Consider the following 17,343-nt stretch of genomic DNA (forward strand, 5'->3'; position numbering starts at 1 on the left):
AATAAATGAATTATTTAGATAAGAATATATGGTTATTTAATTTATCCTTGTTGCTAAGAGTTAGAATAGTCAACATAGTAATGCTTTTTTGTTCTATGTATATTTCTGCTATATTCTTATTTGGTGAAAATAAAGGTGTTATAGAAAATTTAAAAAGTATAAAACTCCATGGGATCATTTTCTCATCTATTTTAAGTGCCATGGCGGGCTATATCATTAATTTCTTTTATGATCAAGATAAAGATAAGATTTATCGACCTATTACTACAAAATTGCAAAGATTCATTAAACAAAGTACAGCTTTAAGAATTTATATTTTATTAAATTCTATTTCATTGATTATTGCTGCCCTGTTATCATATCGAATTTTTATATTTTTTCTTTTTTATCAATTTATAATATGGTTATACAGCCATAAATTTAGTAAGATTGTTTTTATAAATAATTTTATAAATTCAATATTAATGCTTTTTCCTTTTCTAGCTTTATTTCTTTTTTATGAAAATTTTTCTAAACATATTTTATACTTAGCTATTTTCTTATTTCTGTTAATGTTAATAAAAGATATTTGCAAGGATTTAGATTCTTATAAATTTGACAACATTTTTAATTACCACACACTTCCAAATACTATAGGAGTATTTTATACTAAAGCTATCTTAGATATTTTGTTAGTGTTTTTATCGCTCACCTCTATTTTTTTGGCTTTTCAAAAATATTTATATGAAATAAGGCTTTATTATCTTCTCACGGCATTTTTGTGTTTAAATTCTGGTATATTTATTTGGTTTATAAAGACTTCTAAAATAAATTCACTGATTTTAATGATAAAATTTTGGATTTTTTTAGGAACTATATCTTTGCTTTTTATTAATGGTAATCCATTACCTTTGCATATACTTGAGTAGCATTCAGAAAAATCTATTCAATTTTTCTTTAAAATAAAAAATAATAAATGAATAATAATAAATCACCGAATCGAAGGGGGGCTGGAAGAAATGAAAAAAGTTTTAAAAAATCTTTTCAGAATGAATCTAATAAAAAGCCTTCTCCTTCAAAATTTAACAAAGATCTAAAAGATAAAAAGAAATTTAATACTAGTCCATCTTTTCTTAGGAAAAAGAATACTAAGCCGATAGAAAAAAAGGAAGGAATTAGACTAAACAAATATATTGCTAATTCGGGTATATGTAGCCGAAGAGAAGCTGATCTATTTATCCAAAATGGAGTAGTAAAGGTGAATGGTAAAATAATTACGGAATTTGGATACCAAGTAATGCCTGGGGATGAAGTTTTTTTTGATGGAAGATATATTCGTCCGGAAAAAAATGTTTATGTTCTTTTAAACAAACCTAAAAGCTATATTTCAACTACAAAAGATGAAAAAGCTCGTAAAACCGTGATGGATTTAGTTGCTAACGCTTCCCCTTACCGCTTATACCCTGTAGGAAGATTAGATCGACAAACGACCGGAGTTTTACTATTAACAAACGATGGTGATTTAACTAAAAAGCTAACCCATCCATCTCACGAAGTTAAAAAAATCTATCATGTAACTCTGAATAAAAAAGTAAGTGTTAGCGATTTTGATCAATTGCTTGAAGGTATTCGCTTTGAGGAGGGTATTGCTAAAGTTGATAAAGTATCATATATTGAAGGTTCTCCTAAAAATGAGGTAGGTGTAGAAATACATATCGGTTGGAACCGAATTGTAAGAAGAATGTTTGAAAAGTTAGGTTATGAAGTAGAAAAACTGGATAGGGTTATGTTTGCCGGACTCACGAAAAAAAACTTAAAAAGAGGATATTGGCGAATACTTACCGAACTAGAGGTTAATAATTTAAAAATGTTATAAGCAAACTATATAGTTTGCTTATTTTTTTTCAACATATACCTTTCAATAATTCTATCAACAAATTTTTGCCAATAATAAGCTAAAATAACTGTTACTATAAAAGCAATAATATCGCTAAGTATTGTTTTAATAAATAAACTACAATAAAATAAGATTTTTTCATGAAAAATGAATAAAGTAAGGCTATGACTTCCTAAAAAAGTTAAAATGGGAAATTTATAATTTGGAAATAAAGAGAATATATAACACAAATACACACACAACGGCAATGTTATAAAAATAAACGGGAGTAAATAATTTCCATATATTGAAAAAACACTTGTAAAATAGTATAGATAACACAACAATAGAATTCCAAAAATAAAAATTACAGTGATCAAGGAAATCATATTTTTAGATAATTTATAATCTTTATGATTTTTTAAATAATCTGCCAACCAAAAACCCATTACATAAAGTGGAATTCTAAAGGTGAAATTGTATAGATAATCAAAGGTTCCTACTGACAAATAACTAAAAATATATGCTCCTAAAATAACTACTAATGTAGATATAGTTTTATTTATTTTAAAAAATTTATAAAATAGTGGCGTAAATAAATAGATAGAAATTAGTGCTGGTATGAACCAATCATAAATATTCATCAAGCCTACGTTTAACCAAAAACCTAGAGTAGTTAAGTTATAAAAAAAGGCTATCGGTTTCCAAAACCCCGCTATATTAGCAATTATTGTAACAATTAAAACTATGGGAAGATAGTATGGCAATATTCGTATAGCCCTTCTGAAATAAAAATTTTTCGTTGATCCATCTTTTGAGATTGAGTAATAAACGCCAAAACCTGAAACTAATATAAAAATATCTACTCCCCCGTATCCCATCTTTTTAAAAAAATCTAAGATTCCTGAGAATTCTGTAGGTAAATGAGAGTGAAAAAACATAACCCACAAAATAGCAACTCCCATTAATTGAGTTCTGTATCTACTGAGTAAATTTAATTTCATATTAATAATTTTATTTAATTCCTATTGAATCTAGCCATTGTCTATATTTTTTTGCATTTAGCATATGTTCTTTATCATCAGCAGTAAATGCATGCATACCTGTATTTTTAATTGCACACATAAACAAGTAATTAGTATTTGCAGGATTAAGCACAGCATCAACTACGATATCGTTAGGTATACAAATAGGTAATGGTGGCAATCCTTTGTATTTATATGTGTTATAGGGAGAATCAATTGAAATATTTTTCACTCTTTTCATCATTACTTTAAAACCTTGCTTTTTTCTTTCTGCATATATAACTGTTGGATCTGACTGTAATTTCATTCCTTTATTTAGTCTATTGAGATATAGACTTGAAATAATGGGAAGTTCTTCTTTTTTCATATATTCTCTTTGAACAATGGAAGCTAAAGTATAAACTTCTAATTTTGAAAGATTTAATTTTTTTGCTTTATTCAATCTTTCTTCTGTCCAAAAATTATTATGATTTTTTTCAAAGCGAGCAAATAATTTTTCTGGAGAAGTATTCCAATTAACAAAATAGGTTTCTGGAGTAAAATATATTTTTAACTCTTCTACATCCGGAAAACCTTTTTCTAATGCTTCTTTTTTAAAATAATTTAAAAATATAATTGAATCTGCTTCTAAATTTTTACCAAGATCTGACGCTAACTCATAAATATCATCATAATTTCTAATTCTTAGATGCACCTCTTCTTGCTTACCTAATAATAAGCGATTAATTACTTCTTTATTAGTTTCTCCTTTCTCAATTTTAAATCTACCCGCCTTAATTTTATTTGGATAGTCCGATGAAATTGCTTTATTTTCAAAAGATTGGATGTTTTTAAGATATGGATTTATTAGTACTTTTACATCTTCAAAAGTTGCATTCGTTGGAATATATAATAAAGCATCATTCTTCACATTTGAAGAATACGAATTTTTATAATAAGTTTTTCCAATTAAAAAAGCTATAATAATTAGTATAAGATAAAATAGTGGAATAATTTTTTTTTTATTCATATTTGTTTTTAATATTATTTTGTTACACAAAACAATTTGATAAATTTAGATTATTTTTTTATAAAATTCAAAAATAAGTATTTTTTATAAATTTGTTAAATATAGTATTCAAATTATGAAATTAGGGTTACTGGGTAAAAATATTTCCTATTCATTTTCACAGAAATATTTTAATGATAAATTTAAAGTTTTAGGTTTAAAAGATTATTCCTATGAGATCTTCGATATTCAGGATAAAGATAGTTTAGAACAATTATTTACCATTCCTAAACTTAATGGATTTAATGTTACCATCCCTTACAAGCAAGATATTGTTGAATATTTAGATGAATTAAGCCCAGAAGCCAATAAAATTGGTGCTGTAAATACTGTATTAATTGCACAGGGAAAAAAAATAGGGTTTAATACTGATGCTATCGGATTTAAAAACTCATTATCTCCACTGTTAGAACCCCATCACCACTCAGCGTTAATACTAGGAAGCGGGGGTGCATCAAAGGCAGTATCCTATGTTTTAAATCAATTAGGAATAAAAAGTAAAATTATTTCAAGAAATGGTGAAAATAATTATTCCAAATTGAATGAGAACATGGTTTTTTATCATCCATTAATAATTAATACTACTCCACTTGGAACCTTTCCTAATATTGATCATATACCTCCTTTTCCTACTAAATTTTTGACTCCCAACCACTTGGTCTATGATTTAATCTATAATCCTGAAGAAACTAAATTACTTCAATTAGCCAAGGAAAAAGGTGCAAAAACTAAAAATGGATTGGAAATGCTCCATTTACAAGCTGAAGCTGCTTGGGATATTTGGAATTCAATGTTTTAAATAAAAATTTATTTTTTGTTAAATACAGTCCCAGAAGCTTGCGCTCTAGGTAAAATGGTCATATCTGCAATCTGAACATGATCTGGACGCGATATAGCGTAATAAATTGCATCTGCAATATCATCCGCAACTAAAGGTTCAAAACCAGTGTAAACAGCATCTGCCTTATTCTTATCACCTTTAAATCTAACTAAAGAGAATTCTGTTTCAACAGCACCTGGTGCTATATTGGTTACTTTTATGCCTAGTGGTAATAGATCCATTCTCATCCCTTTGCTTATAGATTCTACAGCATGTTTAGTCGCGCAATATACCGATCCTTTTGGATAAGTTTCTTTACCTGCTATAGAACTTAAATTTACAATATGACCAGATTTATTTTTTATTAAATATGGAAGAAGAGCTTTTGTTACATTTAAAATTCCTTTAATATTTGAATTAATCATAGAATCGAAATCATCTAAAGATGCATCTTGAAAAGTATCCAAACCATGTGCATTCCCCGCATTATTTACCAATATATTTATATTTTGTTTACATTCTTCTGTAAGACTTTCAATGGCAGTAAAAACTTCTTTTCTATTGCTAACGTCAAAAGAAAGTAAAGTTACCTCAACTTTTTCCTTTAATTCTTTTTTTAACTCTTCTAACTTTTCTTTCCTCCTTCCGCATAGAACCAGATTAATTCCACATTCAGCAAATTTTCTAGCTGTTGCTAAACCTATCCCTGAAGATGCTCCCGTAATTAAAACTGTTTGAATCATAAGTATTTTTATTTTTAAATTTAGGCATTTTTCATCTTATTAAAAATCCAATTAATATAATTTAACATTTAGTAAATCCTAAATTCATCCATAAAAATATTATAAGAGGCTAATTTTCCTACCTTCAATCCAAAGAAATTATTGGATAGCTGATTTAAATTCAAATCTGATAATCCTGAAATGTCTAGAGTAATTAATGCCCATTGTCCATTAGTATCAATAATTCCAGAATAAGAATTATTGGATGAAGCTGTTATAACTTTATCTTCTGAAACATCTCCTAGATTGAATGCATAGTAAGAAATTTGATCTGTTTTAAAAAGGGATATCGATATAGTTTTATCAGATTTACCTTTTATATAAAATTGTATTTTTTTTGGTTGTTGCAGTAATTTCTTTTGTGCAAGAACAGTAAATACATATTCGTTGGCTGATGTCCCATCGGTTTTTAAATGTAAAGAATTTGAGTTGTTTATTCCTGTTTGGTTACTTAGGTTTGCATACGGTTTTATACCAAAACTATTTAATGATCTTATAAAAGCGTTATAATCTTCAAAATCCCCTCCTGGAAAAACAAGTATATTTGAAGTCTGAGAGTTTTCTTCTCCATCCTCAGGCAGTGTGTTAGAAGAATTATCTTCTTTTCCTAATACATAATCTGAGGTGTTTTTAATACCAGCTTGATTAAAATAAGTAGTTAAGTCTCCATAAACCATAACCTCTCGTTTAAAATTAACAGGATTTGTCGCCAAATTTAAATTGGGTCTTACGGTATTAACTCCCGTTGCATCATAAGGCAATTGAACCGGGATACACTTGGTATAATCTGTTTCGTTTGGAGAAGCTGCTATTAATATATTTGATTGTGTTGTAAATGGAGCATTGAATTGAGCTCCTTCTACAATTGATTGTCCTGTTACAGAACCCACTATATACCCTTTTACCCATTTTCCAGTTTGACCTTGGTTATTCATTGCCTGAGATATAGTAAATGGATTTTCTTTTGTTCCTTCCGTATCTCCTTTTTCTTCTTCTTTATTCCATCTGCTTTGATCCAAATTTACATCTTGGATGGTTCTTAACATGAGTTGCCAAGTTGATTTATATTTAGTTAAAATACCTTTTATTCTACCACTTCCAGAAGGCAATATATTATTTGCGAATTTTGCATAAGAACTAACCCTTACATTTAAAATATTACCCTGTTTATCTTCTATGTAACTTCCAGATGTATTATCTGAATCATAATACGTTTTATTTAAATATTTTTCTTGAAATTGCACAGAATCAAGCTCTATCAAGGTCGCTAAGTTTTCATTTTTAATTGCATTTTCAATATTAGTGTAATGTTGTACCAACGTTTCTTCATCTACTTTATCCTCTGCTAAAAGAATCAAACTTTTGGCTGAATTCCATTCTGCCTGACCTACGATTGAAGATCCATATTTTTCACCACCTAACTGAGCTATATCATATTGCTTGGCTAAATATAATCCTTTCAGTTTAACATAAACTTTTCTACCTGCGGGATAGTAATTATATATGTTGGATTGATTTATATTGAGTTGGATTCCACTTTTCCCATCTGATGTTGTTATATAAAGATTTTTATAAATATTCCCTCCTTCATCACTTGATACTACAAAACCTTCTATTATGGAATCTTTATGCAATAAAGTTGAAGTTTCTGTCGCCTCAGCTTTTAACTGTGGAATGGTATAATTGGCTGTAAGGTTAGGATAATTTATAATCGGCGATTGATAATCATCATCATGAACACAGCTCAATGGGACAAAAAACAGGGCAAAAGTTACAATTATCATTATAAACTTTTTTATTTTATAAATTTGGCTCATACTAAAATTTTAAAAGTTAAATATTTAAAAATGTATTTATAATTTAAAAGAGATGTTTACAAAATAAGATCTTCCTCTATCATAGAATAGTTTATCTCCAAACAATGGAGTAGTTAGTGAATGATCAAAGCTTAGTTGTTCATAGTTGGCATATCTACCCTGCTCAAATGAACCCGATACTAATCCTCTCTCATTAAATATATTATTTACAGATAAACTAACCTCCATATAGCATTTACCAATTCTAAAGGATTTTCCGATGTTAGCATTAAATACCCATGCGTCCTCATATTTTTTTTGTTTTAAAAGAGATTTTACACTTTGATTGGTAGCATTTGCGTAAGGTTGCTGAGATTCTGGATTAATAATAAAATTCTCTGTTCTAGATAGTGCTGATATGTCTGAATATATATCCTGTAATAAATTGCCCGATACTCCTATCCACCAATATTTGGGTGAATTATATCTAAATCCTAGTGAATATCCTTTCTGTGGTGATCCTACAATTTTATAGTTCTTAATGTTAGCACTTCCTAAATCTGGCATCCCTTCATAATTATCTGTTAGAATCTTTAAATTGGGATTATTTTTATAAACGTATTGACCTACTGAAGCTACAGCAAATGTTGTAATTGTTGGCGATATTTTCAGCTCTAAACCTAATTCGGTTCCCATATACTCCTTATCAACTCCAGTTAATATTTCAGATAAAAAAACATTGGAAGAAGTTGCATCTTGGGAAACACTTCCTTGAGAAGGTAAGTATTGCGATAAATCTAAACCTTGTGCATAAAAACGTGAGATTTCAACCGCATCTTTTATTCTTGTATAATAAGCAGTCGCTCTTAACTTTATTTTGGGTGATCGAAGGGTATACGTAATATCGCTAGTCCCTACTTTTTGATTGGTTAAATCTGGAGTAACCATATTATTCAATCTTGGATTTGCAAAAATTTCATTTAATGTTGGTGAAACTAAAAAGTACCCTGAATTTAAAATTATAAAATTTCTACCATCAATTTTATATGTTATTCCGCCCCTTAAACCTACATCAATAAAATTTTCCTTGCTACTTCTTCCATAGGAATTATCAGCATATAATCCATTTTGAAATATTCCATTTCTATAAGATTCATTCCATCCCAATAAAAGTGATGCAGCCAAATTCCAATGGTCCACATATAATCTTGTAGTTGCATTTGCTGTAACCGCCTGCTTGTGTAGTTTATAATTGTATTCTAACTTATCTCCTTCTTTCGCAATACTATTAGGTTTTAGGATATTATAATCCCCTGCATCTCCTTGTAAAAAAGAACTTCTATTCAAAGCAAAATCAGCCCCTAACAAATCTTCTACTTCTCTGTAATTGTCGGACACTAAATTTTGATAATTTAAGTTTATATAAAATTTCCAATGATCTGCAAACTGAGTTTGTAAATGTGCGGATGCATTAAAGGTTCGATCTTTAATTACATCATTTACCAAAAAGTAAGAAGCTCTCCTTCCTTGTTCACCAGAGTATAAATATGTTACAAAGGGTGCGTTGTAGTTTGCCTCGTATAAACTCCCCCAATTTATTTGAGTTATTGAGGTATCAATTTCCTGCCAACGGTTTAAAATTTCTTGATATGCTGCTTCTAAAGACTCTGTAGGAGAGCCATTGGCTTTTGCTATTAAATATTGAATATAACTAGGTAAATTTCTGTAGTAGGTGGGTGATGGATTGGTAGAATTATACCAATTTAAACGTGAGCTTTTTTGGTAACCTGTTTGGTAAGAAGCTGTCGTTGTGATTTTTGTATTCTTGTTTATATTCCAATCATGTGTGAGCATAAATACAGGTTCAAACATTTTTTTTATGCGTTCATTTCTTCTTTGCCCCTCTTGCCAACCCCAGTAAGAATTATAGTTTTTACCTCTTAAATCATAAACTTCCTGAGTGTTTGGGCTAGCTCCTGATCTTCTTGTAGGTGTACCAAATGTTGTGAAATTTAACCTGTGATTTTCTGATATTTTTTTTTCAACCGAAACAAAATAGGCATAGGAGTCGTTAAAAGTTCCGTCTATCACACCTTCCTCTATCCATCTTCGAGATGCATTAAAAGCAAAAGCCCATCCTGATGGCAACATTCCTGTAGCATAACTGACCATCAATCGGTGTTGATAAGTTTTATTAGTTAGTGAATATGAAAGATTTAATCCCTTTCTGTAGCTGGAGGCTCTAGTGTCATAGTAGGCTGTTCCTCCTAAATTACTAAAGGAATAGTCAGAAACGTTGTTAGTTTCTGCTAATTCATGGGTATATCTAAAAGAATTATTTAAGCCTCCCCAATTACTGAAATCTGGTCTTCCACTATGGTTTTTAGCCATAGGTACCCCATCTATCATTATATTATTATAACGATTATCTGTACCTCTAATGTTAAACCAATAAGCTCCCAGCTCATAAGCAGCAACTCTTGAAAACACATCTCTTGAAGATTGTAAAAGCCCAATTCCAACTTGCCCTAAAGACCCACCATCATCTGTTGTTAGTTCTTCATCCGTCAATGAAATTAAATTTTCAGCTTCTAAAGGTTGGTATTCCAAAGTTATATCTCCTAAATTTTTAATATCCTCTGATGGTATTATTGAAAGATTGATTACTTGAGGCATAAAACCTTCTTTACTTATAACAATAGTAAATTCCCCCTGTGTAACGTTTTGAAACTCAAAATATCCTTTTGGATCTGTGGTTATCGTATTATTTAAATCTTTCTCTAAACTTACTATAGCCCAACCAATTGGATTTTGATTGGTATCTTTAATATAACCAGAAACTGTAGTTTGAGAAAGCAGATGTTGTCCTATAATTACTGTAAATAAGAATTTTAAAGTTAGTTTCATTACAAGAATTTTTTCAATTTTTGAAAATAGAATTTTAACATTTACTAAAGTTTATATTTATACAATTGATTAATATTAAACACCATCAATTATATGATATATGTAAATTTATTTAAAAATTAAACTATTTTCCAACATATAATTAAAAATACAGTATTAAATTAAAATAAATCAGACTAATAATTATTTTTGTAAATAAAAAAATTCATAATATGAAATTTCATACTTTCTATATTTTTATAATACTATTGGTATTTATTCCTAAAAGAATAAATGCTCAAAACAATTATAAAAGCGCAACTATCATGTTTTATAACGTTGAAAATTTGTACGACACCATTAAGTCTGCAGATGTTATAAATGGCAAGTTATCTCCAGAAGATTCTCTTTACCAAATTAGTATACCCGAAGATAGTGCATTAGCTTCTGGGTTAAAAATATACCGTGGCGAATTATCTTTTGATAAGCTTAAAGGGAAACATGTGATTAGAAAGCAAATACTAACAAATGAATTTTATTATAAAGGAACTAAAGTATGGAATTCCAAAAAGTACAACGAAAAAATTGGAAACTTAACAAAAGTAATATCAGAAACCGGAAGGGAAGAGACTAAATCAATGCCATCTATTATTGGGCTAGCTGAAATTGAAAATGAACATGTTCTTCAAGACTTATGTGAAAGTTTAGGAAAAAAGGGGACAAAATACAATTACGCTCATTTTAACTCTTTTGATGCTCGTGGAGTTGATGTGGGACTATTGTACAATGAAAAAAGATTTACCTTGATTCATAAAAAAAGGATAGTTATTGATCTCCCTCCTGAAAATGGCTATAAAAATTATACAAGAGATATTTTATTAGTTGAGGGTTTATTGGATGGAGAAAAAGTTTATTTTTTAGTTAATCATTGGCCTTCACGCAGAGGTGGAGAACAAAAAAGCTTACCTAAAAGAATACGCGCCGCAGAAATAATGAAAACGGCTATGGATAGCATACTAAATATTCACCCAAATGCTAAAATCTTAGCTATGGGTGATTTTAATGATGATCCTACAAGCCCTAGTATAAAAAAAATACTAAATACAGTATATAAAAAAGATCAAGTAAAATCTGGCACTTTTTTTAATCCTGCTGAAAAGCTATTTAAAAAAGGAATGGGTACCTTAGCCTATAATGACTCTTTTAACTTTTTTGATCAACAAATAATGTCTCCCGGATTTATAAATAATACTTCGGAGGGGTATACTTATTACAAAACAATGGTATTTTCACCTTTCTATTTAATATCACAGGAAGGAACATGGAAAGGATATCCTTTTCGATCCTTTTCTGGTGATAACTATACTGGAGGATACAGCGATCACTTCCCAATTTATACCATTCTTGTAAAGAAAATTAAAACTAATGATTAATACTTATACTTAACAAATAGTCTTGATATAAGTTTTTCTTTTCTTATGAGTAATTGGGTTATAATCACTCCAAAGCAATTGAACATTTAAATTATCTACCAATTGAGGATTTGTTTCTACAAACCGAATGTTATATTTTTTTAATGTATGAAATATTTCTGTAAAGATAATGGCTGTAATTCCTTTCTTTTGATATTTAGGATGCACTCCTATTAATATATATTCTGCCGTATCAAAATTTTTAGATGCTTTTAATAAATGATACCAGCCCCATGGAAATAGCTTACCCCTAGATTTTTGCAATCCTTTAGCATAAGAGGGAGAAGTGACAGCAAAAGCACATATTTCTTGGTTTTCATCTAATATGCATGTTACAAAATTTGGGTTAAGTATTTGTAAGTATTTTTGAGTATAGAAATTGATTTGTTTTTCTGAGAAAGGTACAAAGGATTCTAAGGCACTATAGGTCTCTATTAAAAGATTAAACATTGGTCTTACAAAAGGCTCCATTTCCTTTTTATTTGAAAACCTTAACGGTTTGAAATTTTTATTTTCTTGAAGAAGTTTAGAAAAACGTGTAACTTTTTCAGGCAATTCTTCTGGAACTTTAAAAAAATTCTCAACCCATACTTTCTCTTCTTTAAAACCTAAAGATTCTAAATGATTTTTATAATAGGAATGATTGTATAATGTTATCATGGTGGACAATCTATCAAATCCTTCCGTTAATAAACCCGCTTTTTCCATATTGGAAAAACCTACCGGACCTTCCATGTAATGCAAATTATTTTCTAGCCCAACAGCTTTAACTTTTTCTATAAGTGCCTGGGTTACTGCTATGTCATCAATAACATCAAACCAGCCGAATCTAACCTTTTTCTTATGCAACTTTTCAACTTCGTAGGTATTAATAATTGCAGCAATTCTCCCAACAATTTTTCCTTCCTTATAAGCTAAATAGTAAGTTGCCTGAGCATGCTCAAAAACTGGATTTTTATTTTTATCTAAAACTTCTAATTCTTCCTTTATTAAGGATGGAACATAATTTGGGCAATTTTTATAAAGATGTAATGGGAAACTGATGAATTTTTTTAAGTCTTTTATATTAGTTACTTCTTTAATCTGAATTTTCATAATACGGCAAAGATAAGAGCTAATTGCTATGTTAGCTATTATTTCGTACTAGTTTTTATAAATTAACAATATCAATTTATAATTTCTCCATCGGAAAATTCAATTATTCTATTGCATTTGGCCGCAAACTCATCGTCATGAGTAACTGTAATTATCGTTTGTCCTTTATTCGCTAATTTTTGAAAAATATCAAATACAATTTCTGTATTTTTAGAATCTAAATTCCCTGTGGGCTCATCCCCCATAATAATTGTTGGCTCATTAATAAGTGCTCTAGCAATAGCTACTCTCTGTTGTTGACCTCCTGATAATTTTGAGGCTAACTTTGTTTCATTTTCTTTGATGTCTAACATTTGTAGCAACTCTATAGCTCTTTCCTTTATTTCTTCTTTAGATTTTAGGTTTAACTTTAATGCTGGTATCATAACATTATCTAACACTGAAAATTCAGGCAATAGATAATGAAATTGAAAAACAAAACCTATGTGCTTATTTCTAAAATCAGAAAGTTTATTTTGGCTAAGCCCTGTAACTTTAGTTTCATTAATATAAATTTCTCCTTCATATTCCGTATCCATCGTGGATAATAGATACAGCAAGGTAGATTTTCCAGATCCTGACTTTCCTATAATCGATAAAAATTCTCCCTTTTCAACTTCAAGATTTACATTTTTTAATACCTGAAATTTTTTAGGTTCATAGAAGTATTTATTTATATTTTTAACCAACAATGCTTTCATCTTATTCTATTTAAAAACTTAACTTCTCAAAATTGAAACCGGATCTACCTTCGCCGCTTTACGAGCCGGCATATATCCTGCAATGGCGCTTACCAATAATCCAAAGACAAATCCTTTGATATAAGTTATGAGACTAAAATCTACCGGTAGTGTATCGTAAGTCGCGATTTTAAATGGAATGCTATGTACAATTATGGAGATTGTATACCCTAAAATCATTCCTAAAATACCTCCTATCATACCTATAGCTATAGACTGAGTTAAAAATATTTGTACTATATCTTTCCCATTAAATCCTATTGCTTTTAGTATAGCTATTTCTTTAATCTTTTCGTTAACAGTCATATTCATAATATTATAAATACCAAAACCTGCTACAATTAAAATGGTTAAAGACATAGCTGTTCCTATAGAACCTCTTACTTTGTTCGCAGATTCTAGTTGCGGATTGCTTTCTTGCCAAGATTCTACTTTGTACTGTGTATAGTTTTTTATTTTTTCAGAAAGTTTGGTTGCCTGATTATAATCTTTAAGGTTAATATAAACATCTGTGGCATAATTCTTATTTTTTGAGAACAACTGCCTTGTTTGATTGATTGAAACTATTGCTCTTGTTTTGTCGGCATTCGAAGAACCTGTCTCTATAATTCCAATTACTTTAAAAGCCTTAGAAACACCCCCTGAAGTTATAACAGTTACATTATTTCCGGTTCTAACTCCTAAATTTTGTGCAAGCTTACTTCCTAAGATTATTCCATCGGAGCGTTTATTTAAATCATAGAAATCTCCTGAAATCATATAATGAGAGGTTTTAAAAAGAAGATCTTCATTCTGAACTTCAACTCCGGAAAGATTTGCATTATTCTGTGTTACTCCATTTTTTATGAAAACATTCTCATTGATTTGTTGGGTCACTCCCGCTACTTCTTGAATCTTTGAGATATTTTCAATTATTGGCACAGCATTTTTTATACCTTCGGTATAACTAATATTCTTGTTATTACTAACCATTACAATCTGGTGATCCTCTTTCTCAGGAAGTAATACGGGCAAATCTGGTGAAATATCGTTATAAACACGTATATGAGGTATAGAAGAAAATGTTATTTCGGATTGAGAATCATTAACCCCCGTCATAAAACCATTCATAAAAATATAAACAGATATTCCAAAAGTAACACTTAGGGTAGCCACTAACAACTGCCTAATTTTGGAAGTTAAATGTACCCATGAGATTTTTTTATTAACACCCATTTTTTATTTCTTTTTGGTAATAATGTCTTTTTCTGTTATCCCTGAAAGGATTTCAGTCCAATCTTTATTCTGCTTCCCTATCAACACTGCTTTTTCTGTTCCATCTTTTAAAGTCACAAATCGACCTTTAACTAAATAATCAGTAGGAATCACCAATACATTTTTGCGTTCTCCAACTTTAATGTTTGCTTGCAATTGGGTTCCTGAAAATAATTTTTCAGGCAATTTATCAAATTCTGCTTCTACAATATACGATTGCTCATCTTTATTAAATCCTGGATATATTTTACTAATACTTGCTGAAAATCCATGATTCGGATAGGTATTTAAATTCACAACTAGTTTTTGCCCTACTTCAATTTGAGTAATGTCATCTTCAGAAATATACAGTCTTATAAGATATTTTCCACTTCCAATTTTCGCTATTGGATCCCCTATTTTGACTAGTTCTCCTTTCTTTTTATATACTTCAATCACCTGCCCTTCTTTCTCTCCAATTACATTATAATCTTCTAATTGTGCTTTATGATTTTCAATTTGGATCTTGCTTCTTTGTGCGGCAAGATTTAACTGATTCTTAATTTGAGCTAAACTTTCTTCAAGTGCTCTCAAATTTTCCTTGGAAGCTATATACTGAGATTCTGCTTTTTCTAAATCTAATTGTGAAACCGAATTGGTTTGCTTTAATTTTTTATATCTGTCATAATTGTTCTGATCTAAAATAAGTTGTTGTCTAGCCTGATTGATTTGTGCCTGAATTTGTAAAATTTGTGGGGAATTATTGGCTGTATTTCTAATAGCATCGTTATTTACCACATAAGCATCTTGCAATTGAACATTAGGAACATCACTCTTTATTCTCACTAATAAATTCTGTGGAGTTATTAAGTCTCCTTCCTTTATATTAACTTCTGTAATTAATCCGTTAATTGTGGATGATATTGTATATTCATCCTCTTGTTTAATGTATCCATTCCCAAACACCGCTTCTTGAAGGTTTTTTCGTTCCGGAGCTGTAGTTTCTCTCTTGGAACAAGCTAAAAATAATAAGCAAGAAATTACTACGATTTTGTAATTAATTATAAACTTCATGGTTCTATATTATTAAAATCTAAGAGTTGGTAATTCATTTGGCGTATAAACACTTGGTATTGTGCGATTGAATAATCCGCTAAACTGTTAAGATAATTGAATTGAGCTGTTAGTAGATCGTTATATTTATCTAATCGGTCGTCTAAACTAATAATTCCATTTTCATATCTTCTTTCGTAATGCAAGTCATTTTTTTCTTGTAAATCTAAAATTTCTTTATCCCTATTAAGATTATTTAAAGCTTGTTCATATTGAAGCTTAAAGTTTTCATCTTCTTTACTTTTTACCAATTGTAGATTATCCAATTTCATTTTTTGTTGCTGCAGTTGCAACTTCATTTCATTTAAACTTTGTTTGTTGTTAAAACCTGTAAAAAGTGGCACACTTAATTTGAATCCTAATACTTGAGAAGGTAAGTGGCTGACATTAGAAAAATTTAAAAACCCATCTGTTGCCCAGTTATATGTATATTGATATTGTAAACTCAACAAGGGGTAGTACAAGGCTTTCCCCTGTTTTACATTATATTCAAAAGCTTTAATCTGAGTTTTTTGCCAAAGGATTTCTGGATTTTCCGTGGTGATATCCGTATTATTGATTAATGCTTCTTCAATATCTCCGTTAATATCTATATCCTCACCTAAATTCAGTTGACTTTGAAGTTGAACTTGCAGCTGCTGTAAATTATCTTTAGCATTTTGTAAATTTTTAAAATTTTGCAATTGTTGAATTTTTGCCTTGTTTAATTCCAATTCACTTATCAATCCTTTATTAAACTTTTCTTTTGCATTGCCTAAAAGTTTTGTTGAAACCTCAACATTCTTATTATAAATATCAATTGATTTTTGCGCCAATAGTATGGAATAATATGTGGAAGCTAATTGATTATACAAATTATATCGAATTTTTTCTGTTTGAATTAAACTAGATTCTTCTTGTATGCCCGCTGCTTTGGCCGCAAATATTTTTTGAAAATTTAAAATATCCCATTGTGCTTGAAGCCCTATGTTATAGGTATGCTGCTTTCCGAAAGTCATTTTCTCAAAGGTGCCTTCTGAAGCATTGGGGTTAAATATTTTAGCGGGTATAAGAGTTGACATTAAAGTGAGGTTGTCATTGTAACCAGATCCGAAAGAAATATTTGGATATAAAGAAGATTGAGATTGTATTTTTTTAGATTTAGTTATATTTTGTTGGATTTCTGCATCTTTAATTTCATAGGCATTAGCATCTGCATAATTAAAAACTTCTTTAAGTGATTTAAATTGTACTTGGCCTATGGTATGTATTCCTAAAAATATGCATATAGGAAGGAAAAATATTCGCTTTTTCATTATTTAGAAATAATTTTAAATTTAAAAATCTTTATCGATTTAATTAAATTGTGAAAAAATAAGCTCACATAGTTTTTAAATATGTATTCTTTGCGAAATTAGTTAAATTACTCTTTTTGAAACCTTATTGTTAATTTAATATTC

15 protein-coding genes are annotated in these 17,343 nt (G+C 29.5%); 4 read left to right on the forward strand and 11 right to left on the reverse strand.

The window, feature by feature from the left end; genetic code table 11:
- Positions 1 to 10: 10 nt before the first annotated feature.
- Positions 11 to 202, reverse strand: a complete 192-nt coding sequence (locus ETU08_RS12025; protein WP_246118408.1) for a hypothetical protein — start codon at positions 200 to 202, stop codon at positions 11 to 13.
- Between ETU08_RS12025 and ETU08_RS12085 the strand changes: the two genes are divergently transcribed.
- Positions 201 to 908 (forward strand): UbiA family prenyltransferase, encoded by a 708-nt coding sequence (locus ETU08_RS12085; protein WP_375764689.1) that lies wholly within the window; start codon positions 201 to 203, stop codon positions 906 to 908. The genes ETU08_RS12025 and ETU08_RS12085 overlap by 2 nt on opposite strands.
- A 47-nt stretch (positions 909 to 955) precedes the next feature.
- Complete coding sequence (locus tag ETU08_RS03065) at positions 956 to 1,855, forward strand: pseudouridine synthase (RefSeq protein ID WP_146261545.1); 900 nt, start codon at positions 956 to 958, stop codon at positions 1,853 to 1,855.
- A gap of 5 nt (positions 1,856 to 1,860) precedes the next feature.
- Here ETU08_RS03065 and ETU08_RS03070 read toward each other — a convergent pair whose 3' ends face one another.
- Both ETU08_RS03070 and mltG read right to left on the reverse strand, forming a co-directional pair.
- Positions 1,861 to 2,859 carry an acyltransferase family protein gene (locus tag ETU08_RS03070; protein ID WP_146261546.1) on the reverse strand — a complete coding sequence of 333 codons (999 nt, stop codon included), beginning with the start codon at positions 2,857 to 2,859 and terminating at the stop codon, positions 1,861 to 1,863.
- Between the two features lie 10 nt (positions 2,860 to 2,869).
- The gene (gene mltG, locus ETU08_RS03075) at positions 2,870 to 3,889 is read right to left on the reverse strand and encodes an endolytic transglycosylase MltG (RefSeq protein WP_146261547.1); all 1,020 of its coding nucleotides are present in this window, start codon (positions 3,887 to 3,889) and stop codon (positions 2,870 to 2,872) included.
- Positions 3,890 to 4,004: 115 nt separating this feature from the next.
- Here mltG and ETU08_RS03080 point away from each other — a divergent pair, with 115 nt between their 5' ends.
- The gene (locus tag ETU08_RS03080) at positions 4,005 to 4,727 is read left to right on the forward strand and encodes a shikimate dehydrogenase family protein (RefSeq protein WP_146261548.1); all 723 of its coding nucleotides are present in this window, start codon (positions 4,005 to 4,007) and stop codon (positions 4,725 to 4,727) included.
- Positions 4,728 to 4,735: 8 nt separating this feature from the next.
- On the opposite strand, the gene ETU08_RS03085 is transcribed toward ETU08_RS03080, so the two are convergent.
- From ETU08_RS03085 to ETU08_RS03095, 3 genes are all read right to left on the reverse strand, one after another.
- Positions 4,736 to 5,491: an SDR family NAD(P)-dependent oxidoreductase gene (locus tag ETU08_RS03085; protein ID WP_185145266.1), complete on the reverse strand. Its 756-nt coding sequence runs from the start codon at positions 5,489 to 5,491 to the stop codon at positions 4,736 to 4,738.
- 68 nt (positions 5,492 to 5,559) lie between these two features.
- The gene (locus ETU08_RS03090) at positions 5,560 to 7,314 is read right to left on the reverse strand and encodes a DUF5689 domain-containing protein (protein ID WP_146261549.1); all 1,755 of its coding nucleotides are present in this window, start codon (positions 7,312 to 7,314) and stop codon (positions 5,560 to 5,562) included.
- Positions 7,315 to 7,383: 69 nt separating this feature from the next.
- Positions 7,384 to 10,233 carry a TonB-dependent receptor gene (locus ETU08_RS03095; RefSeq protein WP_146261550.1) on the reverse strand — a complete coding sequence of 950 codons (2,850 nt, stop codon included), beginning with the start codon at positions 10,231 to 10,233 and terminating at the stop codon, positions 7,384 to 7,386.
- Between the two features lie 212 nt (positions 10,234 to 10,445).
- On the opposite strand from ETU08_RS03095, the gene ETU08_RS03100 reads away from it, so the two are divergent.
- Positions 10,446 to 11,645, forward strand: coding sequence for an endonuclease/exonuclease/phosphatase family protein (locus ETU08_RS03100; protein WP_146261551.1), 1,200 nt, complete (start codon positions 10,446 to 10,448; stop codon positions 11,643 to 11,645).
- Between the two features lie 9 nt (positions 11,646 to 11,654).
- Here ETU08_RS03100 and ETU08_RS03105 read toward each other — a convergent pair whose 3' ends face one another.
- The 5 genes from ETU08_RS03105 to ETU08_RS03125 form a co-directional block, all read right to left on the reverse strand.
- Positions 11,655 to 12,779, reverse strand: coding sequence for a GTP cyclohydrolase (locus ETU08_RS03105; protein WP_185145267.1), 1,125 nt, complete (start codon positions 12,777 to 12,779; stop codon positions 11,655 to 11,657).
- Between the two features lie 71 nt (positions 12,780 to 12,850).
- Positions 12,851 to 13,519 (reverse strand): ABC transporter ATP-binding protein, encoded by a 669-nt coding sequence (locus ETU08_RS03110; protein ID WP_146261553.1) that lies wholly within the window; start codon positions 13,517 to 13,519, stop codon positions 12,851 to 12,853.
- Between the two features lie 18 nt (positions 13,520 to 13,537).
- Positions 13,538 to 14,773 carry an ABC transporter permease gene (locus ETU08_RS03115; RefSeq protein ID WP_146261554.1) on the reverse strand — a complete coding sequence of 412 codons (1,236 nt, stop codon included), beginning with the start codon at positions 14,771 to 14,773 and terminating at the stop codon, positions 13,538 to 13,540.
- A gap of 3 nt (positions 14,774 to 14,776) precedes the next feature.
- On the reverse strand, positions 14,777 to 15,865 hold the full coding sequence (locus ETU08_RS03120) for an efflux RND transporter periplasmic adaptor subunit (RefSeq protein WP_146261555.1): 1,089 nt from the start codon (positions 15,863 to 15,865) through the stop codon (positions 14,777 to 14,779).
- On the reverse strand, positions 15,862 to 17,199 hold the full coding sequence (locus tag ETU08_RS03125) for a TolC family protein (protein WP_146261556.1): 1,338 nt from the start codon (positions 17,197 to 17,199) through the stop codon (positions 15,862 to 15,864). Before ETU08_RS03125 ends, ETU08_RS03120 begins: the two co-directional genes overlap by 4 nt.
- Between the last annotated feature and the right edge of the window lie 144 nt (positions 17,200 to 17,343).

The organism is Apibacter muscae (assembly GCF_007845635.1).
Taxonomy (GTDB): domain Bacteria; phylum Bacteroidota; class Bacteroidia; order Flavobacteriales; family Weeksellaceae; genus Apibacter; species Apibacter muscae.